At 34.4% G+C, this 26,792-nt stretch carries 23 protein-coding genes, 9 tRNA genes, 1 pseudogene and 1 riboswitch; of the genes and pseudogenes, 30 read left to right on the top strand and 3 right to left on the bottom strand.

Translation table 11 applies throughout. The annotated features are described in order from the left end of the window. Positions 1-105: 105 nt before the first annotated feature. The 3 genes from V5E38_RS20115 (at position 106) to V5E38_RS20105 (ending at position 2,020) form a co-directional block, all read left to right on the top strand. Complete coding sequence (locus tag V5E38_RS20115; RefSeq protein WP_097978520.1) at positions 106-492, top strand: DoxX family protein; 387 nt, start codon at positions 106-108, stop codon at positions 490-492. Positions 493-667: 175 nt separating this feature from the next. After that, complete coding sequence (locus V5E38_RS20110; protein ID WP_499211285.1) at positions 668-1,135, top strand: DinB family protein; 468 nt, start codon at positions 668-670, stop codon at positions 1,133-1,135. Positions 1,136-1,363: 228 nt separating this feature from the next. Beyond that, positions 1,364-2,020, top strand: coding sequence for a DUF3159 domain-containing protein (locus V5E38_RS20105; protein ID WP_499211284.1), 657 nt, complete (start codon positions 1,364-1,366; stop codon positions 2,018-2,020). A 67-nt stretch (positions 2,021-2,087) separates the two neighbouring features. On the opposite strand, the gene V5E38_RS20100 is transcribed toward V5E38_RS20105, so the two are convergent. After that, entirely contained in the window at positions 2,088-3,026 is a 939-nt protein-coding gene (locus V5E38_RS20100) for a cation diffusion facilitator family transporter (protein WP_499211283.1), read from the bottom strand. Positions 3,027-3,332: 306 nt separating this feature from the next. Beyond that, positions 3,333-3,506, top strand: a riboswitch (Lysine riboswitch). A 135-nt stretch (positions 3,507-3,641) separates the two neighbouring features. Here V5E38_RS20100 and lysA point away from each other — a divergent pair. Then, on the top strand, positions 3,642-4,961 hold the full coding sequence (lysA, locus tag V5E38_RS20095) for a diaminopimelate decarboxylase (protein WP_387332593.1): 1,320 nt from the start codon (positions 3,642-3,644) through the stop codon (positions 4,959-4,961). 212 nt (positions 4,962-5,173) lie between these two features. Then, complete coding sequence (locus V5E38_RS20090; protein WP_499211282.1) at positions 5,174-6,379, top strand: C40 family peptidase; 1,206 nt, start codon at positions 5,174-5,176, stop codon at positions 6,377-6,379. Positions 6,380-6,457: 78 nt separating this feature from the next. Here V5E38_RS20090 and mscL read toward each other — a convergent pair whose 3' ends face one another. After that, complete coding sequence (gene mscL / locus V5E38_RS20085; RefSeq protein ID WP_499211281.1) at positions 6,458-6,847, bottom strand: MscL family protein; 390 nt, start codon at positions 6,845-6,847, stop codon at positions 6,458-6,460. Positions 6,848-6,998: 151 nt separating this feature from the next. Here mscL and msrA point away from each other — a divergent pair, with 151 nt between their 5' ends. From msrA to V5E38_RS20020, 13 genes and pseudogenes are all read left to right on the top strand, one after another. Next, positions 6,999-7,946 carry a peptide-methionine (S)-S-oxide reductase MsrA gene (gene msrA, locus V5E38_RS20080; protein WP_235832967.1) on the top strand — a complete coding sequence of 316 codons (948 nt, stop codon included), beginning with the start codon at positions 6,999-7,001 and terminating at the stop codon, positions 7,944-7,946. 280 nt (positions 7,947-8,226) lie between these two features. Next, a complete protein-coding gene (locus tag V5E38_RS20075; RefSeq protein WP_097978935.1) occupies positions 8,227-8,454 on the top strand; it encodes a hypothetical protein in 228 nt (75 codons plus the stop codon). Between the two features lie 169 nt (positions 8,455-8,623). Then, on the top strand, positions 8,624-9,895 hold the full coding sequence (locus V5E38_RS20070; protein ID WP_499211280.1) for an MDR family MFS transporter: 1,272 nt from the start codon (positions 8,624-8,626) through the stop codon (positions 9,893-9,895). A 286-nt stretch (positions 9,896-10,181) separates the two neighbouring features. Then, complete coding sequence (locus V5E38_RS20065) at positions 10,182-11,282, top strand: D-alanine--D-alanine ligase (RefSeq protein WP_141437846.1); 1,101 nt, start codon at positions 10,182-10,184, stop codon at positions 11,280-11,282. Between the two features lie 80 nt (positions 11,283-11,362). Next, complete coding sequence (locus tag V5E38_RS20060) at positions 11,363-12,745, top strand: UDP-N-acetylmuramoyl-tripeptide--D-alanyl-D-alanine ligase (protein ID WP_499211279.1); 1,383 nt, start codon at positions 11,363-11,365, stop codon at positions 12,743-12,745. Between the two features lie 419 nt (positions 12,746-13,164). Further along, positions 13,165-14,712: a degradosome RNA helicase CshA gene (cshA, locus tag V5E38_RS20055; protein ID WP_091024766.1), complete on the top strand. Its 1,548-nt coding sequence runs from the start codon at positions 13,165-13,167 to the stop codon at positions 14,710-14,712. A 126-nt stretch (positions 14,713-14,838) separates the two neighbouring features. Beyond that, positions 14,839-15,804: a UV DNA damage repair endonuclease UvsE gene (uvsE, locus tag V5E38_RS20050; RefSeq protein ID WP_499211278.1), complete on the top strand. Its 966-nt coding sequence runs from the start codon at positions 14,839-14,841 to the stop codon at positions 15,802-15,804. A 25-nt stretch (positions 15,805-15,829) separates the two neighbouring features. Continuing rightward, a complete protein-coding gene (gene acpS / locus V5E38_RS20045) occupies positions 15,830-16,183 on the top strand; it encodes a holo-ACP synthase (protein ID WP_097978941.1) in 354 nt (117 codons plus the stop codon). A gap of 344 nt (positions 16,184-16,527) precedes the next feature. Further along, entirely contained in the window at positions 16,528-17,547 is a 1,020-nt protein-coding gene (locus V5E38_RS20040) for a LolA family protein (protein WP_097978942.1), read from the top strand. Positions 17,548-17,715: 168 nt separating this feature from the next. Continuing rightward, positions 17,716-18,882: an alanine racemase gene (gene alr / locus V5E38_RS20035; protein WP_499211277.1), complete on the top strand. Its 1,167-nt coding sequence runs from the start codon at positions 17,716-17,718 to the stop codon at positions 18,880-18,882. Between the two features lie 144 nt (positions 18,883-19,026). Continuing rightward, the gene (locus V5E38_RS20030) at positions 19,027-19,308 is read left to right on the top strand and encodes a CopG family ribbon-helix-helix protein (RefSeq protein WP_069033898.1); all 282 of its coding nucleotides are present in this window, start codon (positions 19,027-19,029) and stop codon (positions 19,306-19,308) included. 4 nt (positions 19,309-19,312) lie between these two features. Further along, entirely contained in the window at positions 19,313-19,663 is a 351-nt protein-coding gene (ndoA, locus tag V5E38_RS20025; RefSeq protein ID WP_056476047.1) for a type II toxin-antitoxin system endoribonuclease NdoA, read from the top strand. A 211-nt stretch (positions 19,664-19,874) separates the two neighbouring features. Beyond that, positions 19,875-21,548: pseudogene (locus V5E38_RS20020) on the top strand (helix-hairpin-helix domain-containing protein); the annotation flags it as partial. On the opposite strand, the gene cmpA reads toward V5E38_RS20020, so the two are convergent. Beyond that, positions 21,538-21,648, bottom strand: a complete 111-nt coding sequence (gene cmpA, locus V5E38_RS20015) for a cortex morphogenetic protein CmpA (RefSeq protein ID WP_088003988.1) — start codon at positions 21,646-21,648, stop codon at positions 21,538-21,540. The pseudogene V5E38_RS20020 and the gene cmpA sit on opposite strands and share 11 nt — an antisense overlap. Positions 21,649-21,949: 301 nt before the next feature. On the opposite strand from cmpA, the gene V5E38_RS20010 reads away from it, so the two are divergent. The 12 genes from V5E38_RS20010 (at position 21,950) to V5E38_RS19955 (ending at position 26,775) form a co-directional block, all read left to right on the top strand. After that, positions 21,950-22,402, top strand: coding sequence for a SprT family zinc-dependent metalloprotease (locus tag V5E38_RS20010; protein WP_499211276.1), 453 nt, complete (start codon positions 21,950-21,952; stop codon positions 22,400-22,402). 83 nt (positions 22,403-22,485) lie between these two features. After that, positions 22,486-22,560 (top strand) — tRNA-Asn (locus tag V5E38_RS20005). 7 nt (positions 22,561-22,567) lie between these two features. Next, positions 22,568-22,658: transfer RNA gene (locus tag V5E38_RS20000), tRNA-Ser, on the top strand. 7 nt (positions 22,659-22,665) lie between these two features. Further along, positions 22,666-22,740 (top strand) — tRNA-Glu (locus tag V5E38_RS19995). A gap of 10 nt (positions 22,741-22,750) precedes the next feature. Beyond that, positions 22,751-22,826 (top strand) — tRNA-Val (locus V5E38_RS19990). A 12-nt stretch (positions 22,827-22,838) separates the two neighbouring features. Further along, a tRNA-Asp gene (locus V5E38_RS19985) sits at positions 22,839-22,914 on the top strand. 539 nt (positions 22,915-23,453) lie between these two features. After that, positions 23,454-23,528, top strand: a tRNA-Gln gene (locus V5E38_RS19980). Positions 23,529-23,793: 265 nt separating this feature from the next. Then, a tRNA-Gln gene (locus V5E38_RS19975) sits at positions 23,794-23,868 on the top strand. Positions 23,869-23,990: 122 nt separating this feature from the next. Then, positions 23,991-24,063: transfer RNA gene (locus tag V5E38_RS19970), tRNA-Lys, on the top strand. 13 nt (positions 24,064-24,076) lie between these two features. After that, positions 24,077-24,159, top strand: a tRNA-Leu gene (locus V5E38_RS19965). Between the two features lie 406 nt (positions 24,160-24,565). After that, positions 24,566-25,387: a sugar phosphate isomerase/epimerase family protein gene (locus tag V5E38_RS19960; protein WP_499211275.1), complete on the top strand. Its 822-nt coding sequence runs from the start codon at positions 24,566-24,568 to the stop codon at positions 25,385-25,387. Between the two features lie 23 nt (positions 25,388-25,410). Beyond that, complete coding sequence (locus V5E38_RS19955; protein WP_499211274.1) at positions 25,411-26,775, top strand: amino acid permease; 1,365 nt, start codon at positions 25,411-25,413, stop codon at positions 26,773-26,775. The last annotated feature ends 17 nt before the right edge of the window (positions 26,776-26,792 follow it).

Genomic DNA, 26,792 nt, shown 5'->3' with positions numbered 1-26,792 from the left:
ATTCATTTTTTAAAAATTAATAATAAAGGTCATAAACATGTCAAAAAATGAATAAAAATAATTATGCACTAAATATCTCAAATTAAAGAGAAGTGAGGTGGAGATATGCTTGATGAAGGCCTATTAGTTATTCGACTTGTTTTAGGTATTATTTTATTAGGTCACGGAGTGCAGAAAGTATTTGGTTGGTTTGGTGGTTACGGTATTAAAGGAACTGGACAATGGTTAGAGTCGATTGGAATCAAACCTGGAGCATTTTTTGCTTTTATAACAGGAGCGGCAGAAATTGTAGGTGGATTCTTTGTAGCGGCTGGTGTATATACAGAAATAGGCGCATGGTTGATAATAGTAGTGATGGCAGTAGCAGTATTAAAGGTTCATATAAAGAACGGATTCTGGAATACTTCGAACGGATTTGAGTTTAATCTATTAATTATTGCAGCTGCAGTAGGGTTATTGCTCACTGGTCCAGGATCAATGGTTTTATTTTAAAAGATTGATAGTTAATAGTACTGGAGGGAGTCTCATATTGAGGCTCTTTTTTTTGTTTCTTAATTATCGTTAAAAACAGTCATCTGGTTCTATCGTGATAACATCTTTTTTATGAAAAATATCCCTCATTCGTGATACGATAATATCAGTAATGACATTATATGGAGGGATCAAGATGGCAGATGCTATTTTTGAACAACTTAGGTTTACAAGGGTTTATACATTGAAAGTTCTTGGTTCTGTTTCAAAAGAAGCTGTAGATGTAATACCAGCCGGATTCAACAATAATATTCTTTGGAATGCAGGTCATGTACTAGGGGCATATGAGCAATTACTTTATGCTAACACTGGTGATGCTGGGAAACTTCCAAAGGAATTCATTGAATTTTTCAAGGGTGGGACTAAACCAGGTGACTGGCAAGCGGAGCCACCATCATATGAGGAAATTGTTACTTTATTAGAAAAGCAAGTTGAACAAGTTATTTCTACATATGAAGGGCGCTTAGATGAAATCATTTCAAAAGAGATGAAACTAGGTAGTTTTGAAATAAAGACAGTTCGAGACATGATTAGCTTTAACATTTTCCATGAAGGGCTACATGCAGGATTAATAAACGGTTTAAAAAGATCACTTGGCCAGTAGAGTTATTTTTTGACTTTTTTCCACACATTAAATCTAGGAGTTTATGCTCCTAGATTTTTTTGTTATAATCATGTTTAACAATTTGTCATTTTGTTAGTTTGAAAATTGTGGTAATTCAAAATAAAATATGGCACTTTCTAATTGATTTTTGTTTTTTAGTAATATTAATAATAATATTAACTAGCAATGATTATGACGAAAAAGGCCTAAAAAAACGAGGTTGTATAAATGAAAAAAGAAAGTAATTTAATTATTTACGATCTAATTTTGTATTTAGTATTTCCGCTTGTTTTATATAAAGTTTTACAACACTATTTTAGTGACTATTGGGCGATGCTCTTACCGACGGTTCCAGGGATCTTATATACTTTATTTCGTTTTTGGTATACTAAACAGTTTAATGTTACAGGTATATTTATTATCTCAACATTAACTGTAAGTACTGCCGTTGATTTAATGGCATTAGGTTCTGCGAAAAACTTAATTTTGTACAATGTGTATTATCACTTTGGTGTTGTAGTTGTATTTTTAGTTTTATTGGCTTTGAAAAAGCCATTACCGTATTATTTTATGATTGATATTGCTGCAATACAGGGACAAGATCGCGAAGAAAGTAAAAAATTATATAAACATCCTTCACTGTTCAAAGTGTTCCAGTACTTGTTTGTCGCATGGATTATTAAAGATATCGTATTTGCTGTTGCACAATGGTGGATGGTTGATACGTATGGATTAAAAGCATATTACTCACGTACAATTATCTTTACAGTTGGTGGATATGTTTTTGGCATAATTATGGCGATCGGCTATGCAATGGTTACGATGAGAGCTCAAAAATTAAAAGGAGACGATTCAGAGCAACCTTCAGATGAAATTATTATTTAGTAAATGTCCTAAAAATAGAATGAACCCCACAAGTTATAAAATCCTTGTGGGGTTTTCTAATATCCATTTATCCTTTTAATGAATTTCCTACTCCTTGCAATTCCTGCTCTTCTCTAGATGCTGTATTTATGAAATCAAGTTTTTGTATTCTTTCATTTTCTGGTTCGACATGGATTAATATTTTAGGATCTACTAAAACCTTTTTTATTTCTTCTTCTATTTTGTCACATAGTATATGGGCTTCTTCAATGCTCATGTGAGATGGTAATACTAAATGGAAATCTATATGCTCCTCAGCACCCGAACGTCTCGTGCGTAAGTCATGGTATTCGATAAATTGGGATTTAAAAGAATATAATACATTTTCGATTTGTTTTAATTCATCTATAGAAAGCCCAGTATCAAGTAGGGGGGTAAACGACTTACGTCCAAGTTCGATTGATTCTTTCATTATATAAATTGCGATTCCAATTCCAATCAATGCATCGAGAAATTCCCAACCAGTAAGACTGACTAAAATTAAACTTATTGCAACTCCGAGTGATGAATAAACGTCTGTTAATAAATGCAAAGCGTTTGATTGCATTGCAACAGAATGAGTATCATTACCTACTTTTTGAACGATTTTTCCTACTCTCCAATTGATTAACGCTCCAATTAACATGACGACTACACCGATAATTGGCATCTTAATTGGGGTAGGATGAAGTAGCTTTTCAACAGATTCAATGATAATCCAAATACCAGCTACAAATATTAAGATTGTTTCGACTGTACCTGAAATATTTTCAAACTTACCATGACCATAAGGATGTTCCTTATCAGGTGGTCTGTTTGAAATCCTTACAGAGAAAAAGGCAATGACTGAAGCAACTAAGTCCAATAAAGAATGAATTGCTTCAGAGATAATTGCTACGGAACCAGTAAAAATCCCGACAATTAATTTTAATAAAACGATGAATGTGTTACTACATATTGAGAGTACAGCTATTTTGCTTGAACGCAATCTATTCACCCCAGTCCAATTTTTTCTACTTAAGTTAAGAGTTTTGTAATAAGGCAACAAAAAAGAAAAACCACTAACAGTTTGTTAGTGGTTTTTCTTTTTTAGATTTAATTTATAATTTTTGAAATGATTTTTCATTTTTGAATCACCTTTTCTCTCGCATAAAACATATTCTATATTATAAATACTATTTTTGGAAAGCAAAAGCTGTGTGTGTGAGTGAATATAAATCGACAAACTATTTAAAAATGGTTTGACATCTATTTTTAGACTGTGTTATACATAGACTAATATAAAAAATAACAGTCTATTCGTAGAGGTTGCATTGTATATGAGTATCATTTCAGAGAACTGTGGGTTTTATGACGAAATGAGAAAGGATCCTATGCCGAAGAAATAAATTGCCACACATTTTATTTCTGGGACTACATTTAATAAATGTAGTACTGTCACATGTGTTTGTGAAGAGCTATTGAAGAGATGTGATTGGCTAAGTCCTTTTTTAAAAAGCGATAGGCACATGAACATATCCTTCATGTGTCTTTTTTAATACACTAATACATTGAAGGAAGCTTCTTAGAATGATCTTACATTTGATTTGAAGGGAGAATACGAATGTATTTACATGGTAATAGTCGAATTAATAATGAAGGACATTTAGAAATCGGAGGTTGTGATACTGTAGATTTAGTAAAAAATTACGGTACCCCTCTATACATTTATGACGAAGCATTAATTGAATCAAAATGTAGGGAATTCCATGAAGCTTTAAGAGAAACGGGAATGAAATATCAGGTTGCTTACGCGAGTAAAGCGTTTCTATGTGTTGAACAAGCCCGCTTAATAGAAAGAGAAGGTCTATGTCTAGATGTTGTTTCTGGTGGAGAGTTATATACAGCATTGCAAGCAGGTTATCCAGCTGAGAAAATTCACTTTCACGGAAACAACAAAACAATTGAAGAAATTGAAGAAGCTTTAAATGCAAAAATCGGTTGTTTTGTAGTCGATAATTTCTTTGAGCTAGAAGTATTACAGGCCTTAGCTGAACAACGTAATGAAGAAGTATCAATCTTATTACGTGTTACGCCAGGTGTTGAAGCACATACACATGAATATGTAATGACGGGTCAAGAAGACTCTAAATTTGGATTCGATATTATGTCTGGTCAAGCTAATGAAGCAGTGGAAGTTTCTTTAAAATCAACTAACCTAAAATTATTAGGAGTACATTCACATATAGGATCTCAAATTTTCGAACCAGATGGATTTGTTCATGCAATCAATGTATTAATGAGCTTTTTAAATGGACTTAAAAATGATTTAGGTTTTACAGCTGAAATATTAAATGTAGGTGGAGGCTTTGGTATTCGTTATACTTCGGAAGATGAGCCTTTAGCTGTTGCTAAACATATAGAAAAAATTACTACTATTATTAAGCAACAATGTGAAGAGCTAGACTACAAATTACCAGAATTATGGTTAGAGCCTGGACGCAGTATTGTTGGTGAAGCTGGAACAACACTTTATACGATTGGTTCAACAAAAACTCTTCCTTCAATTCGTAAATATGTATCTGTTGATGGGGGAATGACTGATAATATTCGTCCTGCACTATACGGATCAAAATACGAAGCGATGCTTGCGAATCGAGCAAATGATGAGAATAAAGAAGTTGTATCGATTGCTGGTAAATGCTGCGAGAGTGGCGACATGCTAATTTGGGATTGTAACTTACCTGTTGTACAAAACAATGATGTATTAGCTGTATCTTGCACTGGAGCTTATGGCTATTCAATGGCTAATAATTATAATCGTATCCGTCGCCCAGCAGTAGTATTTGTTAAAGAGGGTGTTTCAAGAGAAGTAGTCCGTCGTGAAACATATGAAGATTTAGTTAGAAATGACAGAGTTTACATCGAAAACTCTCGTAGATAGATAATTAACGTTTTTGTGTTATTTGTATCAATACTGACACTTCTATATAATATAGAAGTGTTTTATTTCGTTTCCTTTAATAAAAGATGATAATTTATCGACATATAAAGACATATTTATCATTTATATTACAATATTGTAACAATTGCGACTCTCTTCGGGAATCTATGGTATAAATATTTACGTAGATTAGCGAGAGGAGAAACGCTGAAATGTTAAGAAAAAAACTAGCAGTGCTGGCGATGGCAAGTACAATAGTATTATCATTAGCGCCAAATGCTTCAGTATTAGCTGATAGCAAAGTTGAAAAAAAGCAAGCTGAAGTAGATAAGTTCCAATCACAATTTAAAGAATTAAGCAACGAGATAGAGAAAATAGATCAACAAATTAAAACAACTAAGCAAAACATAGAAGCAAAAAAAGCAGAAATTTCTGAAACAGAAGAAATTATTAAAGATAAAAATGCAAGAATTACATATTTAGAAGACAGAATTCAAAAACGTAACGATTTATTAGAGGATCGTTTAGTTGCAATGCAAAAACAACCAAAAGTTAATCTAGTAACAGACGTTTTATTTAATTCTGATTCAATCGTAGATTTCTTTAATCGAGTAAACTCAATTTCAACACTATTTGATGCTGATGAAAATATCATTAAAGAACAAAAGTCTGAACAAGCAGAAGTAGTAAAAGAAAAACAACTTGTTGACCAGAAGAAAGAATCATTAGTAACAGCAAAAGAAGATTTAGTGGCTCAACAAAGTGAACTTTCAAAATCACAAGCTGAAAAACAAAAATCATTAAATACTGCTGAAGCTAACTTAAAGTTAGCTGTTAAAGAATTAGAGAATGCAAAAGAAGATGAAAGAGTTCAACGTCTTGAGCAACAATCTCTTGAGTTAGCTGCATTATCTAGCGATGATGAAGAAGATGACAGCGTTAGCACGCCAGCTACTAAATCTAGTTCAAATTCTGATTCGAAATCTAGTTCAAATTCTAGTTCAAATTCAGATTCAAATTCAAAACCTAAATCAGATTCAAATAATGATGGTCCAGCAGCAACTGGAAACTCACTTGTAGATTATGCTTTACAATTCCAAGGTGTACCTTATGTATTTGGTGGAACGTCTCCAAGCGGTTTCGATTGCAGTGGTTTCATCTGGTATGTATATTCACATAATGGATATGGCATCTCACGTGGAAATGTAAAAACATATTGGAGCAATGCGACAAAAATCAGCTCTCCACAACCTGGTGACCTAGTATTCTTACAAAATACTTATATTAATGGTCCTTCACATATGGGTATTTACATTGGTGGAAATAAAATGGTTCATGCTGGAAGTAAAGGGATCAGCGTAATCAGCTTAAGTAATAGCTGGGTTCGTTCTCACTTCTTAGGCTATGGAAAATTCTAATAGTTTATTAACCTCGTATTATATTTAGTATAGTACGAGGTTTTTTATATTGTCTTAAAATCAAAAAGGTATAAGCTTTTAGCTTATACCTTTTTGATTTGAAACCTGTTCTTTTAGTAAATCACGTATTTCAATAAGTAGAGCTTCTTCTTTAGTAGGAACAACAGGTTTTGATTCTTCTGCTTCTTTCTTTCTAAATGAAAGTCTATTAATTAATCTAACAAAGAAAAATACTGAAATTGAGATGATAAGGAAGTCGACTACTGTTTGGATGAATGAGCCATATTTAATTTCATGATAATGCCAAGCAGAAAAGCTTTGTTTTCCTATGATCAGTGCAAAAATAGGCATCATTATATCAGCAACTAAAGAAGATACGATCTTACCAAAAGCACCCCCAATAATTACCCCAACTGCTAAATCAAGTACATTTCCTTTTAAAGCAAACTTCTTAAATTCTTCTAACATCTTATATCCTCCTGTGTAATTATCGTATAAGTTTACATACAAATCTTAATTCTTTCAAGTTAGCAAATGGACTTTTTTAAGCAAAAATATTTATATCACCTTCTAGATATGGTAAATATAATTAATGACAATTTTTAGGAGGAGTAAAGGTATGGGCACAGAATTGGCTACATTTGCTGGTGGATGTTTTTGGTGTATGGTAAAACCGTTTGATCAACAGGACGGAATTATTAAAGTTGTTTCAGGCTATACAGGTGGGGAAAAAGAAAACCCAACATATGAAGAAGTATGCACTCATTTAACAGGTCATTATGAAGCTGTTCAAATTACATTTGATCCAGAAGTCTATCCGTATGAAAAATTATTGGACTTATTTTGGCAACAAATTGACCCAACAGATGTAGGTGGGCAATTTAATGATCGAGGTAGTTCATACAAAACTGCAATTTTTTATCATAATGAAAATCAAAAAGAGCAAGCTTTAGCTTCGAAAGATAAACTAGAGAAAAGTGGCGTTTTCAAGAAACCAATTGTGACTGAAATTTTATCTGCAAAACCATTTTATGAAGCAGAAGAATATCATCAGCATTATTATAAAAAGCACCCGGTTCGTTACCAGCTTTACTTTAAAGGATCTGGTCGTCAAAAATTTTTAAAGGAACACTGGAAAACGGGCCAAGAGGAGCTTAAGCAAAAACTAACACCAATTCAGTATGCTGTTACTCAGGAAGATGCTACTGAACCACCATTTAGAAATGAGTTTTGGAATCATAAAGAAAAAGGAATTTATGTTGATATCGTATCAGGACTTCCTTTATTTAGTTCATTAGACAAATTTGATTCAGGCTGTGGATGGCCAAGTTTTACAAAGCCGATTCTAAAAGGTGAAATTGAAGAGAAGAAGGACTATAGCCATGGGATGTTGCGTATTGAAGTCAGAAGTTCTGAAGCTGACTCGCACCTAGGGCATGTATTTGATGATGGACCTGGACCCGAGGGCCTTCGCTACTGCATAAATTCTGCGGCACTAAGATTTGTTCCATATGAAAAAATGGATGAAGAGGGCTATGGTAATTATAAGAGTATCTTTCTTAAATAGACGCTAAGGATATTTAACTAAGTACGAACTAATTGAAATAATTTTAATTTGAACCGAGATGACTGTCGTCTCGGTTTTTTTTGTTTGTTTATATAGAAGGGGGATGTTATTTGTCTAACCACATTATTAGTTTCTTAATATTGTCCAAAATATTTCCTAAAAAGTTTTCAGAAAATATTTACAATTGCGAAATGAGTGTGTTAATATAAAAGTGTCACAAAGTTGTCACAAATTAGGTATTGCAATTCACAAAAAAGATGAAAACAGGAGGTTAATCATTATGAAGCGAACTGATTATGAAATCGTTGAAACATATACTCAATATTCTGGTATTGCCTTTTTTATTGGTCTTATTCTTTTTTTACTATATTTCACTGGAAGCGGTTTCTTACATACGGGCGTAAGCTTAACGGTGAGCATAGTATTGATGGGCTCTTGTTCAACCTTATTTCTATTAGGTACTTTTTTGGGATTGATGTTCTCAATTTCTTCAAAAGAACAAGTTTAAAAGTTTAAAAAAAGAGTGGGTGTTCAAATGGCGATAAGTCAATTTGAACGCCCTTTTGTTTTGTATAACATATTTTATCGGATACGAGTATAAAGTAATTTGAAACTAAAAATTCTTCCGATACGATTAAATATGGAAGTTATGATGCACTAGGAGGTGCCGCTTAAGGATGAATTTTTTTAAAAAGTTAAAAGGTATGGATCGTAATGTGTGGATTCGAGTGATTGGTGAAACGATAACGAGTAGTGCAATGATGATGCTTATGCCATTTTTTGCACTCTACCTAGAAGGAAAAGTTGATTCAATGCTAAAGGTAGGATTTATTATGTCAATTTCACCTATAGCATCATTATTTGGTTCGATGGCTGGTGGTAGACTCGCAGATTTATATGGTCGAAAACGTATGATGGTTTTTTCGACGCTTGGAACATCTCTTATTCTAGTATCCTTTGCTTTAGCAGAAGGCTATACAGCATTTTTAATTTTATCAATTTTACTAGGTATTAGTAACTCGTTCTTTAGTCCAGCAGCTTCTGCTATGGTAGCTGATGTTACTGAACCAGAGAAAAGAACGGAAGCATATGGATTATTAAGGGTTGGAAGTAATGTAGGTACTGTGATCGGTCCGTTATTAGGAAGTTCAATTGTTTACTTTTCAAAAGACAGTTTATTTTATATTGCAGCTATCACTTTAGGGCTTTATAGTATTGCACAATTAATTCTATTAAAAGAAACACTTCCTGCAGAAAAGAATGTTAAAGAAAAGAATGAAGTAACGAAAATACCTTTTAAAAAGGTTATGAAAATCATTAGATCTGATAAATTATTAATTTTTTACGTGGCAACAGGCGTAATTATTTCAATGGGTTTCTCTCAAATTGAGGGAATGCTTCCACTTTATTTTAAACAAACCTTTCAATCTCAATTTGGTATGTGGAATCCTTACCCATTTTTAATGTCGCTTAATGGATTGTTAGTTGTTCTTTTGCAATTTCCGATTTCAAGTTATTTATCGAATCGTTCAATTGGAAAAACGATGTTTTATGGAACCATTTTATTTGGTTTAGGTATTTTATCAATCGGCCTTGCACCTCCATTATTACTAACAGTTGGATTAGGTAAGTGGATAATTCTATTTTTCTTGGCAATGATCTTCATTTACTACACATTTGGGGAAATGGTCATGTCGCCAGTTCAAATGACATTTGTGGCGAATATTGCACCTGAAGATTTAAGAGCGACCTATATGGCGGTTGGTAGTATGAAATGGACGATTGGTGGATTTCTTGGACCTTTATTAGGTGGATTTTTATTTGATTTAAAACTTGGAATATGGCTTTTTATCATTCTAGGAACAGGAGTTGTACTATCAGGTTTAATGTATCGCTCACTTGATGAAAAAGTAGCGATTAGAGATAATCAACAGGGTATAGCGCAATAGTTCTAAGGGCGCTTGTTTCTTTGTTGAATCGTGAAATGAGCAGTACTTATTGCTCTTTTTGGACTGCCTGAAAACGCTTGCCCTCAGTCTGGAATTCAAGTTTGGGTATTCTTGTCTATAAACTAAGTATGGCTTAAGTAGAGCTATGCTTTTTTTAGTTGTAAAGAAATCACAAAACAGATATCATTGCATATGTTGTAAAGAAAAATAGGTTTCTACCCATAAAAGCTTATACACATTTGTATAAAGTGGTACAATAGGGAGAGCAAAAAATAGTAGGGGGAACATCATGAAGATTAAGTTAGGATTATTATATGGCGGTAAATCTGCTGAACACAAAGTATCATTACAAACAGCTTTTGCCGTTATTTCTGCCTTAGATCACACAAAATTTGATGTGTATCCAATTTATATAACAGAACAAGGCGAATGGTTACAAGGGAAACAAATTGAGGGGAAAGTAGAAAGTGTTGCAGCTTTAAAATTCTCAAATGAAGATCAACATGTAAATGAAATCGCTCCTGTCGCGTTAACTTCATCAATTATTCCAGCAGCTTCAAATCAAGATTCAACTGGCCCAGTTGACGTTATTTTCCCATTATTACATGGACCAAATGGTGAAGATGGAACAGTTCAAGGTTTACTTGAGCTATTAAATATTCCTTATGTAGGTAATGGTGTATTAGCTTCAGCGGCTGGGATGGATAAAGTGATTATGAAAAACTTATTTGCTCAGGCTGGAATTCCTCAAGCTAAATATGTACATTTCTTAAAAACAGAGTGGAAATCAAATGCAGAGTCTTGCTATGAAGTAGTCGAGAAAGAATTAGGCTATCCTGTATTTGTTAAACCTGCAAACTTAGGTTCAAGTGTTGGTATTACGAAAGCTAAGAATCGTGAAGCATTAATGGCTTCATTTGAAGAAGCATTCCAATTTGACCGTAAAATAATTATTGAAGAAAATATTGTTGGCCGTGAAATTGAAATTGCTGTATTAGGAAACGATCAAGTTGAATGTTCTGTTGTTGGCGAAATCAAACCATCAGTAGAATTTTATGATTATACTGCAAAATATGAGAGTGGCGATACGGGTCTAATTATCCCAGCTCCTGTAGAGACTGAAACATATGAAAAAATTAAGCATTATGCAGAAGTTGCGTTCAAAGCAATCGATGGATCAGGCTTAACTCGTGCTGATTTCTTTGTAACAGAAGATGGTGGCGTATTAATGAATGAAGTTAATACAATGCCTGGATTTACTCCGTTCAGTATGTATCCTCAATTATGGCAGGCTACTGGATTAACATATCCAAAATTAATTGAAAAATTAATAGACCTAGCAATTGAACGTTACGAACAAAAACAACAAATTAAATATAATATTTAACAATTGAAAACACTATTCATGGTTGAATAGTGTTTTCATGTGAATAGAAGAAACATGCTATAGAAGAGGAGTCGGTGACAATGTCAATCGTACGTACTTTATCTCAAATCGTTAACATGATCCCTGGTAGCGAATTAAAGGGTGAAGATTTAACAATCAACGGAGTTTCAACAGACTCTCGTGTCGATTTAAATGAAAAATTATTTATACCGCTGATTGGTGAAAAATTCGATGCACATCAATTTTTACCTCAAGCAATTGAAAATGGTGCTAGTGCAGTGCTTTGTTCTAGAAAGTTTTCAAATGTACCAACAAACGCATCTGTTATCTTAGTGGATGATACATTAGAAGCATTACAAAAACTGTCTAAATCATATTTAACTGAGTGGAATGGTAAAATAGTTGGTATTACAGGAAGTAATGGGAAAACATCGACAAAAGATATTTTAACTAGCATTCTTTCAGCAAAATATAAAGTACATAAAACACAAGGGAACTTTAATAATCATATCGGACTTCCGTTAACAGTATTAGCGATGGCAGAAGATACAGAGGTTGCTGTCTTAGAAATGGGTATGAGCAATTTTGGTGAAATTAAATTTTTATCTAATTTAGCTGAACCTGACGCGGCAATCATTACAAACATCGGTGAGTCACATATGCAGGAACTTGGTTCAAGAGCTGGAATCGCAAAAGCGAAGCTTGAGATTGCTAGCGGACTATCAAAAAATGGATTACTTGTCATTAATGGTGATGAACCATTATTAATCGAAGGTACAAAAGACAAAAACTTAGTCTATACAATCGAAACTTTTGGTTTAAACGAAAGTAATGATGTGTTTCCAACATTTATTGAAATGAATGAATCTGGTAGTGAATTTGAAATAAATAAAGCTAAGGATGTCCGTTTCAAATTGGGCGTACTAGGCAAACATAATATTAGTAATACAATGGCAGCTATTGCAGTTGCGAGAAAGTTTTCATTAACATGGGATGAAATTAGTTCTGGTATGCAGAATTTAGAAATGACAAAAATGCGTATGGAACTATTAAAGAGTGAAAATGGAATAACAATTATTAACGATGCCTATAATGCAAGTGTTACATCTATGAAAGCGGCTCTTTTATTTGCTTCAGAACTAAAGGGTTATAATCGAAAATTTGTAGTATTTGGCGACATGTTAGAACTAGGTGATCAAGAAATTGCTTTTCATGAAGAAATTGGAGAAGAAGTTGTAAATCTTCATTTTGATTTTCTTTATACTTTTGGACCATTAAGTAAATTTGCAGCAACATCAGCCTTTGAACAAATGGACTCTTCAAGAGTAAAAAGCTTCGAAGATAAAAATAAATTAATTGAAGATTTATTACAACAAGTACAACCTAATGACCTAGTATTAGTTAAAGCTTCTAGGGGAATGAAATTAGAAGAAGTTGTAAATGCGTTACTAAATCAGGGGTAAGCATATAATCAAGGGAGGGGAAGACAGGAGAAATAGGAATAGAAGTTTTCCTTTTTTGCTTAGTTTTTCTCTTCACTTCTCGCGTGTAGAAATATACAAAGTGAAAACTTTATACGCGTAATTTAACAAATGAAAACTGTTCGTAATATAAGGGATGAAGAAGGCTAAAAACATGAATTTATGGCGAATTTAAAGATAATTTAAGGGTAAAATATAGTTTGGAAATCAAATTGTTAGAATATAACTTCATTTGCTTTTTAGATGGAATGTCCGTATAATGGGTAGATATTGTTTCCTTTTCATGAAACTTCGGACTATTGTTTTCCACTAAAAACGAACCTTCCATATGAAACAGTCACGAAACATATAATTTTTTAAATTTTTATAGATCAATTGAGATACAAAGGAGATTAACCAAATTGACAACATTTCAAGAATTAGGATTAAGTAGTAAAATCCTGTTTGCGATTGAAAAATTAGGCTTCGAGGAAGCTACACCAATTCAAGCGCAGACTATTCCATTAGCAAAACAAGGCCATGATGTAATTGGTCAAGCGCAAACTGGTACTGGTAAAACAGCCGCTTTTGGTATTCCATTACTAGAAAAAATTGATGTAGATAGTAACAATGTCCAAGGACTTGTTATCGCTCCTACACGAGAACTAGCTATTCAAGTTGGCGAAGAATTACACAAAATCGGTATGAATAAAGGTGTAAAAATCCTTCCGATATACGGTGGACAAGATATTAATCGTCAAATGCGTTCATTAAAAAAATTCCCACATATTATTGTAGGAACTCCAGGTCGTATTCAAGACCATATTAACCGTCGTACAATTCGCCTAAACAATGTAAATACAGTTGTTTTAGATGAAGCGGATGAAATGTTAAATATGGGATTCATTGAAGACATTGAAGCGATCTTAAAAGAAGTTCCAGAAAACAAACAAACACTTCTTTTCTCTGCAACTATGCCTGACCCAATTCGTCGCATTGCAGAAACTTTCATGACAAATCCACAAATCGTAAAAGTAAAAGCAAAAGAAGTTACAATGCCTAACATTGAACAACATTTTATTGAAGTTCAAGAAAAGAAAAAATTTGACGTTCTAACACGTTTATTAGATATTCAAACACCAGAATTAGCTATTATTTTCGGTCGTACAAAACGTCGTGTTGATGAATTATCAGAAGCATTAAACCTACGTGGATATGCTGCAGAAGGTATTCATGGTGATTTATCACAAGCGAAACGTGAGCAAGTACTTCGTAAATTTAAAGCTGGTTCAATTGATGTTTTAGTTGCAACTGATGTAGCAGCTCGTGGATTAGATATTTCTGGCGTTACACATGTATACAACTTTGATATTCCACAAGATCCTGAAAGCTATGTTCATCGTATTGGACGTACAGGACGTGCTGGAAAATCAGGTATAGCGATGTTATTTATTACTCCTCGTGAGTTTAATCAATTAAAAAATATCGAACGTACAACTAAACGTCGTATGGAACGTATGACTGCACCTACATTAGACGAAGCAATTGAAAGTCAACAACGTATCATTGCTGAAAAATTAACTTCGACTATGGAAAGTGATAATTTAGCATTCTACAAACGTATTGCAGAAGAATTACTTGAAGAGCATGATTCTGTAAGTGTTGTAGCTGCAGCTTTAAAAATGCTAACAAAAGAGCCAAATGAAACACCAGTTCGTTTAACTGATGAGCCACCAATGGTCAAACGTGACCGTGGCGGACGCGGAGGAAACGGTGGCGGTGGCGGCGGATACCGTCGTGGCGAAAATAGACGTGGCGGTGGAGATGGACGTCGTAGCGATAATCGTCGTGGAGATGGACGTCGTGGAGACCGTGATAACCGCGGAGGAAACTTCCGTGGCAAACGTAACGAAGGTTCTCGTGATAACAACCGTGGCGGACAACGCAAACCACAAGACAGCAGTAAATAAGGTATTAGTTAAGGTACATGGTAAAAATCCATGTGCCTTTTTTGTTTATAATTTTATTCTTTTGTAATGTGTGAATTTGGACGGATTCCATACACTAACTAAAAACGTATGAGAGTTGGAATAAAAATGTTAGTAAGACTTGGATATGTCGCAATGAGTATGAATTTACAAAACGCCTCACCATCAAAGACAATGACGGTTGCTCAGTTTTTAAAACAAAAGGATAAAGATGCGGCGATTCGTAAGCTAGAGCAAATTGCTAATACTAATATTAATAACTGTCTAAGACTACTAAAGCACAACAAAGCACACGATATATCTTTTTTTCGCCTGAGCAGTAAATTAATCCCTTTAGCAAACCATGAAGAAGTAGCAGACTGGAATTACATAAAGCCATTAAAGGAAAGTTTACTTGAGTTAGGTAAATTTGCCATTACGAATGAAATGAGGATTGATTTTCATCCGGATCATTTCGTAATCTTAAATTCAACGGATGAAGATCTATTAAAAACATCGGTAAAAACCTTAAAAATGCATTATCAGCTTTTAAAAGCGATGAAGATTAATACAGAACAACGATGTGTACTCCATATTGGTGGGGGGTATGATGATAAGGAAAAATCACTGGAACAATTAATAGAGAATTTTAGCCTTGTTCCTGTGCAAATTCAAAAAATGCTAATGTTTGAAAATGATGATACTACGTTTACGTTTGATGAAACCTTATTTGCTTGTGAAAAATTAGGAGTGCCACTTGTATTTGACTATCATCATCATCTAGTTAATCATACAAATGAAGATTGGGTAAAAAATTGGGCTTATGCAGTCGATACATGGAAAGCTTCGAGCTTGCCTATGAAAATGCATATTTCAAGCCCTAGAGATGAGAAAGACATACGTGCTCATGCTGATTTTGTTGACCCTAACATGTTTATGACATTTTTAAATGAAATTTATGGCTCGGTTAGGCAAATTGATTGTATGATTGAAGCAAAACAAAAAGATAATGCACTATTTCAACTAATGGATGATATGAAAGCTCATCCGTCTATTGAAATGGTTAATGATTCAAGCTTTTATTTTAAACCGTAGTACTCGAAAGTTAGGGTGAGAAAATATGATCGTAGGTATAGGATTAGATTTAGTAGAAATTGAACGAATGAAAGAAATTATAAGCTCGCAGCCACGGTTTGCAAAAAGGATTTTAACTGAAGCAGAATATGAAATATACGAAAATTTATCAGAACGAAGAAAACTTGAATTTTTATCAGGAAGATTCGCCGCAAAAGAAGCTTGTTCAAAAGCTTTTGGTACAGGAATTGGGAAGGAATTAGGATTTCATGATATTGAAATCTTAAATGACGAAAAAGGTAAGCCTGTTTTAACCGTTGATTTGCCGTTTATACCGTTTTTATCAATTACGCATACTGAACATTATGCTGCTGCTCAAGTGGTCTTACAGCAAGTATAATACCCTTTTAAACAGTCACTCCTTAGAGTGGCTTTTCTTTTTTGTACTCGACGTAATAGTTAAATTATAAGGATTAATTAATAAGTGTAACTACTCCATTGTCTTCACTTACAGCCCTCGGTGATCAGAGCGTTTTCTTTAAATTTTTTAAATTAGCTTGTCATGCTAGTCTGCATATTTTAGAGCTTGACCTCATATAGTTTCATGAGGATATGAGAAGCAAGGTTGCAACGTGCATGAATAAATCTAGATTTTACTTCTAAGCTACTCGCGCACATTTATTCATAAGCCTTTGCATAAAATTCTCTTTTTTACAATTTAAGAGGAATAAAGGAGCTGGGGAGATGAAGAAAAAGCTTGTAGCGATGCTTTTGACAATCATGTTAGTACTATCATTGGCTGCATGTGGCAAGAAATCGAAAGATGATGTTGTAGGTTCTCTTAGCAATCAGATGGAAAAAATGAATGGCTATAAGGCTGATGCAACATTAACAATTAATAATGGTAATGATCCTCAAAAGTATGAAGTAGTCATTTGGCATAAAAAGCCTTCTTACTACCGTGTTCAATTAAAAAATGCTAAGAGTGATCAAAACCAAATTATTTTAAGAAACAAAGAGGGTGTGTTTGTTTTAACGCCAGCATTAAATAAAAGCTATCGCTTCCAAAGCGATTGGCCATCAAACAGCAGTCAGCCATATTTACCGGAATCATTAGTTAATGACTTAGTACAAGATAAGAATGCAACGTTTAAAGCAACTAAGCAAGGATATGTGTTTGAAACAAAAACAAATTACACAAATAGACAATTGCTCCCAACACAAGAAATTACGTTTAATAAAAAGGGTCTGACACCTGAATCGGTAAAACTATTAGATACAGATAAAAATGTTGTGTTGGATGTTAAATTCGATAAAGTACAATACAATGCGAAGTTTGATAATGATGCTTTTGATGTGAAGAAAAATATGACAAGCGCCCGTTTAAGTGTTCCTACATCTACAAATCCAAATAATGATCCTAATTTATTAGTTACACTTTACCCTAATTATTTAATGAAGGGTGTTGTGTTAGATGATCAACAAGAAGTAAAAACAGCCAATGGTGTTCAGGTTATACTTTCATATAAAGGTGATAAAAAATCGTTTACTTTGATAGAGGAAAAAGCACGAATTTCAGAGTCTGGAACAACGATGGAAATCACTGGTGAACCAGTAGATTTAGGTAAAACGGTAGGAGCATTATCAGATAAGATGATCACATGGTCATACGGTGGAACAGATTTCACGATTGTTTCTAAAAACTTAACTCAAGGTGAGTTAATTCAAGTTGCCCAATCAGTCGGAGATACAGGCACAAAATAATATTTTTTTCAAACTTAAAAGGGCGTGATGATGCTTTATCACGCCTTTTTAAATTTTAAATAAACTATAAATGAGTAGTATATTGGTTGACATTTATAGTAAAATAAGCAAATAATTTTACACATATAAAAAAAGAGTAATGGGTAAATCGATAAGGAAGTGTAGTTCATGACAGAAACATCATTTTTTCGCGACACTTGGGTAGAAGTAGATTTAGATGCAATAGAGGAAAATATCAAAAATATTGTATCGCTTTACCCAAATCATCAAGAAATATATGTAGCTTTAAAAGCGAATGCATATGGACATGGTTACGTTGAAGTAGCAAAACAAGCATTGAAATCTGGAGCAACAAGATTATTAGTTGCTTTTATTGATGAAGGGATTTTTCTGCGTAACGCAGGTATAGAGGCGCCGATATTAGTGTTAGGAGCAACTAGACCAGAGGATATTAACGTGGCAATCAAGAATAAATTAACTTTAACGGCATATAATGTTGATTGGTTAGAAGGTATTTCTAAAAATCTAAAAAGCACAGATCGTACAATGATTCATATTAAATTTGATACTGGGATGGGTAGATTAGGCCTAAAAACAAATTCTGAATGGGAGCAAGCTGCATCGATCTTACGAAAAAATCCATCAATTATACTGGAAGGTTTGTTTACACATTTCGCTACTGCTGATGAGCTAAATAGATCCTATTTTAATGAGCAAGTAGATAAATTTTATGAATGTATAGAATGGGTTAAGAGCAGTGGATTCTCTCCAGAGCTAATTCATTGTGCAAATAGTGCAGCCGCTGCATTAGAAACAAACTTATTTAATACTGTACGTGTTGGTATTATCATGTATGGTTTAACTCCATCTTTAGAAATAAAACCAATGTTACCATTTACATTAAAGCCAGCACTATCCCTTTATACGAAAATCACTCATATTAAGCAATTACCAGTAAATAGTGGTGTAAGTTATGGTGCAACGTATTTTACTTCTGATTCTGAGTGGATTGCGACGTTACCAGTTGGGTATGCAGATGGCTGGCTTAGAGATATGCAAGGATTTTCTGTGTTGGTTGAAGGTGAAAAGGCAGAAATCGTTGGTAGAGTTTGTATGGATCAGTGTATGATCAAGCTTTCTAAACATTATCCTGTTGGTACAAAAGTGACTTTAATAGGAGAAAGTAAGGATGGAGCAGTAACGGCTGAGGAAGTCGCTACACATATGAATACAATCAATTATGAAGTAACTTGCCTTATCAATCATAGGGTACCAAGGGTATATAAAAAGAATGGAAATATTAAGTCCATAAGTAATTATCTAGTATCAGATTAATTGTAATTTGATGTATTAAAGTATGAAACATTGTTATTTGGTTAAGATAAACGAAGATATGTGTCTTTCCAATCACTGAAAATAATGGTATGATGTAGTATAGGGAGATATATGGGTAATAGTTGATTCTGGAGGTGCTGAAACTTGTCCGAACTAAATGCGACAACTGAAATAACAGTACGTTTACCAAAACATGTAGTAAGCGAACTAGATGGATTAGTAAAGCAAGAAAACGGTAATCGAAATGAGTATATTTATCAAGCGACTAAGATGTTTTTAAAAGATCGTAAAAGACGCCAAAGTCGCGAACAAATGCGACGTGGATACATGGAAATGGCTAAAATCAACTTATTAATATCTTCTGAGTCATTCTATGCTGAGTCTGAAGCGGATTCTAAAGTGGAGCGCTTAGTTAGCGGGGGGTAATCACTTGATAGTAAAACGTGGCGACGTATATTTTGCAGACCTTTCCCCTGTAGTTGGCTCAGAACAAGGTGGAGTTCGTCCGGTTCTCATAATACAAAATGATATCGGTAATCGTTTTAGTCCTACCGTTATAGTCGCTGCGATTACAGCACAAATCCAAAAAGCAAAGCTTCCAACACATGTTGAAATCGATGCTAAAAAATATGGATTTGAACGTGATTCGGTTATACTACTAGAACAAATTCGAACGATTGACAAACAACGATTAACCGATAAGATAACACATCTTGATGATGAGATGATGGATCAGGTTGACGAAGCGTTGCAAATCAGTTTAGGACTTGTTGATTTTTAAAGTTGCTTTTATAGCAGCTTTACCTACATAGATTATAATAAATTGTTTTGTAACCCTTTCGTCTTGAAAGGGTTATTTTAGGTCCTTTAAAATTCCTAAAAATTGGAGGCGTTATTTTTGTCACAACAATTGATTAATAAAATTGCATCTGATTTATCGATCACTACAAAACAAGTAGCTACCGTAATTGAATTAAAGGAAGAAGGAAATTTATCGCAAGTGGATTCGTGAAGTTACCTTCAAAAAAGGAACGATTGACAGTACGGTAAAAGACTCCGAAAAAGACGAGAAAAAAGTATACGAAATGTATTACGAGTACTCTGAACCAATTTCAAGGATAGTTCCTCATAGAATACTAGCAATGAATCGTGCTGAAAAAGAAGATATTTTAAAAGTTGCTATTCAGTCTCCTTTTGATGAGATTATTTTATATTTAGAAAAAAGGGTTATTACAAAGGACACTTTTGTACGACCAATTTTAATGGAAGTCGTTGAAGATGCATATAAAAGATTAATTCAGCCTTCGATTGAAAGAGAGATTCGTAAAGAATTATCCGAAAAAGCTGATTCACACGCGATTAATATTTTCTCAGAAAACTTGCGTTCATTATTACTGCAACCACCATTAAAAGGGAAAATCGTACTAGGAGTAGATCCGGCATTTCGTACAGGTTGTAAATTAGCAGTAGTAGATGAGACAGGCAAAGTGCTCAAAATAGATGTGATTTATCCTCATCCTTTCAGAGGAGAAAAAGAAGAGGTTCAAAGAAATAAAAGAGAACAAGCAATTACAAAAATTAAAGATATTCTTATCAAATTTAAAATAGAAATGATCGCAATTGGAAATGGTACGGCTTCGAGAGAAACAGAGCTGTTTATATCTGGAATTTTAAAAGAAATGAAAAATAATACTTACTATGTAATCGTAAATGAAGCTGGCGCAAGTGTTTATTCAGCATCTGAGCTAGCAAGAGAAGAGTTCCCAGATTTCCAAGTTGAGGAGCGGAGCGCAGTATCAATTGCAAGACGACTACAAGATCCGTTAGCAGAACTAGTAAAAATTGATCCGAAATCTGTTGGGGTAGGATTATATCAACACGATGTATCTCAAAAGAGCTTAAATGAATCATTATCATTTGTCGTTGAAACATCTGTTAACCAAGTTGGTGTAAATGTAAATACAGCATCAGTTTCACTACTTCAATACGTATCAGGTTTGTCCAAAACAGTAGCGAAAAATATTGTTAATTACCGTGATGAAAAAGGGAAAATTACAAACCGAAAAGAGCTTAAAACAATACCGAGATTAGGCGCTAAAACATATGAGCAATGTATTGGATTTTTACGTGTTCTTGAAGGAGATGAGCCTTTAGACCGTACAAGTATTCACCCGGAGAGCTACGTACAAGTAAAAAAATTATTAAAGCAATTAAATTTCTCAACGAGCCAAATTGGTTCAAATGAATTGAAAGAACAGTTAAAAACGATTAATTTAAAAGAAGTATCAGAACAACTAGATATTGGTGAAATTACTCTAAAAGATATTTTAGCATCATTAATGCAACCTGAAAGAGATTTACGAGATGAATTAGCAGCACCAATCCTTCGCCAAGATGTTCTTCAAATTGAAGACCTAAAAATAGGAATGGAACTTGAAGGAACAGTAAGAAACGTAGTCGATTTTGGTGCGTTTGTTGATATCGGGCTAAAGAATGATGGCCTTGTTCATATTTCTAGAATAAGTAGCAAATTTATTAAGCATCCTCTTGATGTTGTATCGGTTGGTCAGGTAGTAAAAGTATGGATTGCTGAAGTAGACCAAAAGAAACAAAGAGTAGGTTTATCTATGTTACCAATTGAATCGAAAGAAATCGTCAAAGCTTAATTTTTTGATAATAAAACCAACATTGATTCAATAATTTAATTTGATAACGGTTTTTTTCATAAAATGCTTTTTGCATTTGAGTTTTAAGCCAACTAGGCATTACCATGATGAAAACCTCCAACTTAAAAATCTTCGCCCATCTTTTTTTGAGGATGGGCGATGAAATAAATGAGTGAGGGGTAACCTTCCGATACACTGTATTAAAAGGATAACTGTATTGTTCATTTTGATAGTAAAAATTACGCCGTTGTAGAGAGATTTACTAAGAGCAGCCCATTTAGCATAAATCGTACTAATAAGATCTTTTGAAATTCTCATTTGTAAGTTTAATGTATGCGCATACCCAAGAATTTGTGAGTTGTTCAGTATAATAAAGAAGAAAAAAGGATGGCGATTCATAAATGGATAATGAGGAGATACAAAAACTAGTTGAAGAACTATCAATCACTTATTTCGATCGACCATTTCTCCACCAAGCTTCTTTCAATACTAGATTGAGGACAACTGGTGGTAGGTATTTATTAAAGACAAGTAATATCGAATTAAATAAGTTTTATTATGAAGAACACGGAATTGGAGAGTTAAAGGGGATCATATTACACGAGCTATGTCATTATCATCTTCATATTATGAAGAAAGGATATAAGCACGAAGATAGAGATTTTAAAGAGCTATTAAAAAAGGTAGGTGCACCTAGGTATTGTAAACCACTAAACTCAATAAAAAAAAGAACGCATTCTTATAAGTATAAATATAGATGTTCAGGGTGTGGGCAAGCTTTCTTAAGAAAAAGAAAAGTGGACATAAGCCGCTATGTATGTGGATCATGCAAAAGTCCATTAAAACTATTATAAATAGTGTTGACATCTAATAGGCATTTAGTTTATATTAATACTTGTCATCACGTTTTAGCAATTGATGAAAAGATTAGTATTTTTCCGCAGTAGCTCAGTGGTAGAGCACTCGGCTGTTAACCGAGTGGTCGTAGGTTCGAACCCTACCTGCGGAGCCATTATTATAGAGAAGTACCCAAGTGGCTCAAGGGGCGCCCCTGCTAAGGGTGTAGATCGTTTACGCGGTGCGAGGGTTCGAATCCCTTCTTCTCTGCCATATATAAGGCCCGTTGGTCAAGCGGTTAAGACACCGCCCTTTCACGGCGGTAACACGGGTTCGAGTCCCGTACGGGTCACCATTTTTATCCTGGAGGATTAGCTCAGCTGGGAGAGCACCTGCCTTACAAGCAGGGGGTCGGCGGTTCGAGCCCGTCATCCTCCACCATTAATTACATATGGTCCCGTGGTGTAGCGGTTAACATGCCTGCCTGTCACGCAGGAGATCGCCGGTTCGATCCCGGTCGGGACCGCCATTATTTACTACAAATTGTAGTATTTTTTTCTTTATTTGGAGAAAAATAGTAAGAGTGGGTTTTTGGAGTTAGCCTTTCTATTTTGAGAGTTAGATCCAAAGTTGAACAATAAGCTTCTACAGATTCTATTGTTAGGGTTATAGAGTTAATTTCTATTTTATAATAAATATTTTGAAATGTCGGATTGTTTTTATCTTGAGGAGTAAATTCGAGAGGTTAAAACATTTCAATATAAAAAAAATCCTGCGGTGTAGGTTCATGAAGGTTACTCGTACTTAGTAAAGAAGTATATTGAAATGTCGGATTGTTTTTATCTTGAGGAGTAAATTCGAGAGGTTAAAACATTTCAACATAAAAAAAATCCTGCGGTGTAGGTTCATGTAGGTTACTCGTACTTAGCAAAGAAGTATATTGAAATGTCGGATTGTTTTTATCTTGAGGAGTAAATTCGAGAGGTTAAAACATTTCAACATAAAAAAAATCCTGCGGTGTAGGTTCATGTAGCATACTCGGGGAAGTAGATCATGCAGCTAGTTCATTGGGCTATAGCCAAGCGGTAAGGCAACGGATTTTGATTCCGTCATGCCCTGGTTCGAATCCAGGTAGCCCAGCCATTTGTTTTTTTGTAAGGATGTCGGATTGTTTTTTATCTTGAGGAGTAATTCGAGAGGTATTAACAATACAACATAAAAAAAATCCTGCGGTGTAGGTTCATGTAGCATACTCGCACTCTAGATAAAGATGAATTTCGAAGTTGTCGGATTGTTTTTTATCTTGAGGAGTTAATTCTAGAAGTAGAAGCAAAACAACATAAAAAAAATCCTGCGGTGCGGGTTCATGAAGGTTACTCGGAGAAGTTGATTCATGATGTAATATCATTGGGCTATAGCCAAGCGGTAAGGCAACGGATTTTGATTCCGTCATGCCCTGGTTCGAATCCAGGTAGCCCAGCCATTTTAGTTTTTTATTAATATGTTTAAGGTAAGGGGATTGCTTTTATCTTAGATGCGATCGTGTAGACAGTAAGTTGGTTTAAAGATATATTGTATTTAGTTATAATTACTTTTAATTATTACGAGCCATTAGCTCAGTAGGTAGAGCATCTGACTTTTAATCAGAGGGTCGAAGGTTCGAATCCTTCATGGCTCACTTTTGTTTATTCGCGGTCGTGGCGGAATGGCAGACGCGCTAGGTTGAGGGCCTAGTGGAGGTTTCTCCGTGGAGGTTCAAGTCCTCTCGGCCGCATCAGTGTTTTCAAGGGTTTTCAAAAATTAATTATTTTTTGGAATTAAAGGCCGTACTCCTTTTTACTCCATATTAGATAAAATTGTAAGATGTTACTGATGTTTTCGGTAACATCTTTTTTATTGAATTTTAAAGTGTTAGATGTGCTATCTTGATAGTAGAATACAATTTTAAAATATTGTGCATCAAATTATATAAAAAGAAATAAGGCTTCTACGTGATGTAGAGGCCTTTTTTGTGTTTAAAAATTGTATGACATTTATAAATCAGTTGGTTACGGTACTAGAATTTGTAAGACTTTAAAATGAATATTAAAAATTTTAAAAATTTATTGTATTTTATGTTATTCTTGATTATAATACAAAGCATAACAAATGAAATGACTTTAAGTGAAAGGAGGTAATCAATGAAAATAGCAGGGATGAATATTACATTCAAGCATTTTCCGATCCAATATTTTTTGGATTGTATGGACCGATTAGGCATCAGTAGCATTGAATTATGGGCTGGTGAACCACATCTCTATGTGTATAGAAATTTGCTTTGCAATTTGAGAGAGATAAAGAAAGAAATTAAAGCTAGAAGTATGGAAATAGTCTGCTATACGCCAGAACAATGCATTTATCCTTACAATCTTGCTGCTTCAGATCTGAATTGGCGAAAAACGAGTATTGATTATTTTATTGAAAATATTCACTCTGCTGTGGAATTGGAGACGGATAAGATGGTAATTACTTCAGGGATCGGTGACTTCTCCCTAACAAAAGAAGAATCGTGGAAATATGCAAGTGAATCAATATATCAAATTACAAAGGTGGCAGAGCAGGAGGGTATCACTCTTGCACTCGAACCGTTAACAAAATTCGAATCTAATTTAATTATTAATACGTGGGAATTAAAGAGAATGATTGACGAAATAAAGTCCCCTTATTTAAAAGGGATGATTGATACTGTTGCAATGAACCTGGCTGGTGAAACACCGGATGATTATTTTTTATTGCTTCCTGAGTTATGTCATTTCCATTTAATAGATGGTGATCGCAAGACAGATTCTCATCTTGCTTTAGATGATGGTCATTTACAATGGAGAGAATATGTAAAAAGCATTCAAAAGCACCAATACGATGGGGCATGCACTCTTGAAATTATGGGGTCAACTTACTATCAAAATCCACTAGATGCTGTTAAAAAATCCTTAGTAAAACTAAATGAATTAGGAATTGTATAATCTAAAAATTTGGAGGAGCCTTTATGAGTAATATTACGCTTACACGAAAGCTTGGATTTTGGTCGGCATTAGCAATTGCAGTTGGTACGACTGTAGGATCAGGTATCTTTGTCTCGTCTGGTGATGTAGCAAAAGCAGCGGGAACCCCTTCTATTTCTATTTTAGCTTGGATTATTGGCGGTATTATCGCTATTCCGCAAGTAATGGTTCTTGCGGAATTATCAACTGCTTACCCTGAAAATGGAAGCGGTTACGTTTATTTGAATAAAGCAGGCTGGAGACCTTTAGCCTTTTTATATGGATGGGCAACATTCTGGGCACTTGATCCACCATCTATTTCGATTATGGCTCTAGCAGTAGTTTCATACTTGGCAAGCTTTTTCCCATTCTTCTCAGGAGTTGCTGGTAAGTTGTTAGGGGTTGCGATCATTTTAATCATAACTTCAATTCATTATCGTAGTGTAAAAGAGGGCGGGCTTTTTCAAGTAATTATTACCGCCGTGAAAATCATTCCGTTCATTATTGTTATTGTTCTAGGTTTAATGTATATGCACCCGGGGAACTTCTCCTATACGCCTCATGGAGAAGTTGTAAAAACGAGTCTAATCGGTGGTGTCTCTGCAACAACCTGGGCATACACAGGTATGGCCGCTATTTGTTTTATGGCAGGTGAATTTAAAAATCCTGGAAAAACGCTACCGCGTGCTCTAATTAGCTCTGTCTTTATTGTATTAATCTTATATACTTTGCTAGCAGTCTGCGTAATTGGATTAATGCCTTTTAGTAAATTGATAGGTTCTAGCGCAGCTGTTTCTGATGCGGTTAAGTATATACCAGGACTATCTCATATTGCTTCTTCGTTTGTTGCGATTACTGCAATTATAGTTATTTTAGGATCACTAAGTTCCTGTATCATGTTTCAACCTAGGTTAGAATACGCGATGGCGAAGGACGGGCTGTTTTTCCAACGTTTTGGTCGTGTCCATCCAAAGTATGAAACACCAAGTTTTTCAATTATTGTTCAAGTTACCTATGCATGTATTCTAGTTTTTGCAACTAATTTAACGACTTTACTAGGCTATTTCACATTAATTCAATTAGTGATTAATATTTTGGATTTTGTAGCGGTTTATAAATGCCGTAAGAGAGAGGACTATAACCCGATTTACAGGATGCCAATGTGGAGACTAACGACGATTTTAGCAATTATTGGAGCTTCTTGGCTTGCTTGGGGTACGTTTACTTGGGCTCCATGGCAAGGGATGGTAGCTGCATTCATTGTTATCGTTACCGGACTACCTGTTTACTTTTACTGGGAAAAACGGTACGGGCCGAATAAGAAAAATGGCGGTAATCTAGAGAAGAATTCAATTATTTCAGGAAGCTAGTGTTCTTTTACTAGCTT

The organism is Rossellomorea sp. GAMAL-10_SWC, from assembly GCF_049568075.1.
Lineage (GTDB): Bacteria > Bacillota > Bacilli > Bacillales > Bacillaceae_G > Gottfriedia.
This window is presented reverse-complemented; position numbering and strand designations above follow the sequence as displayed.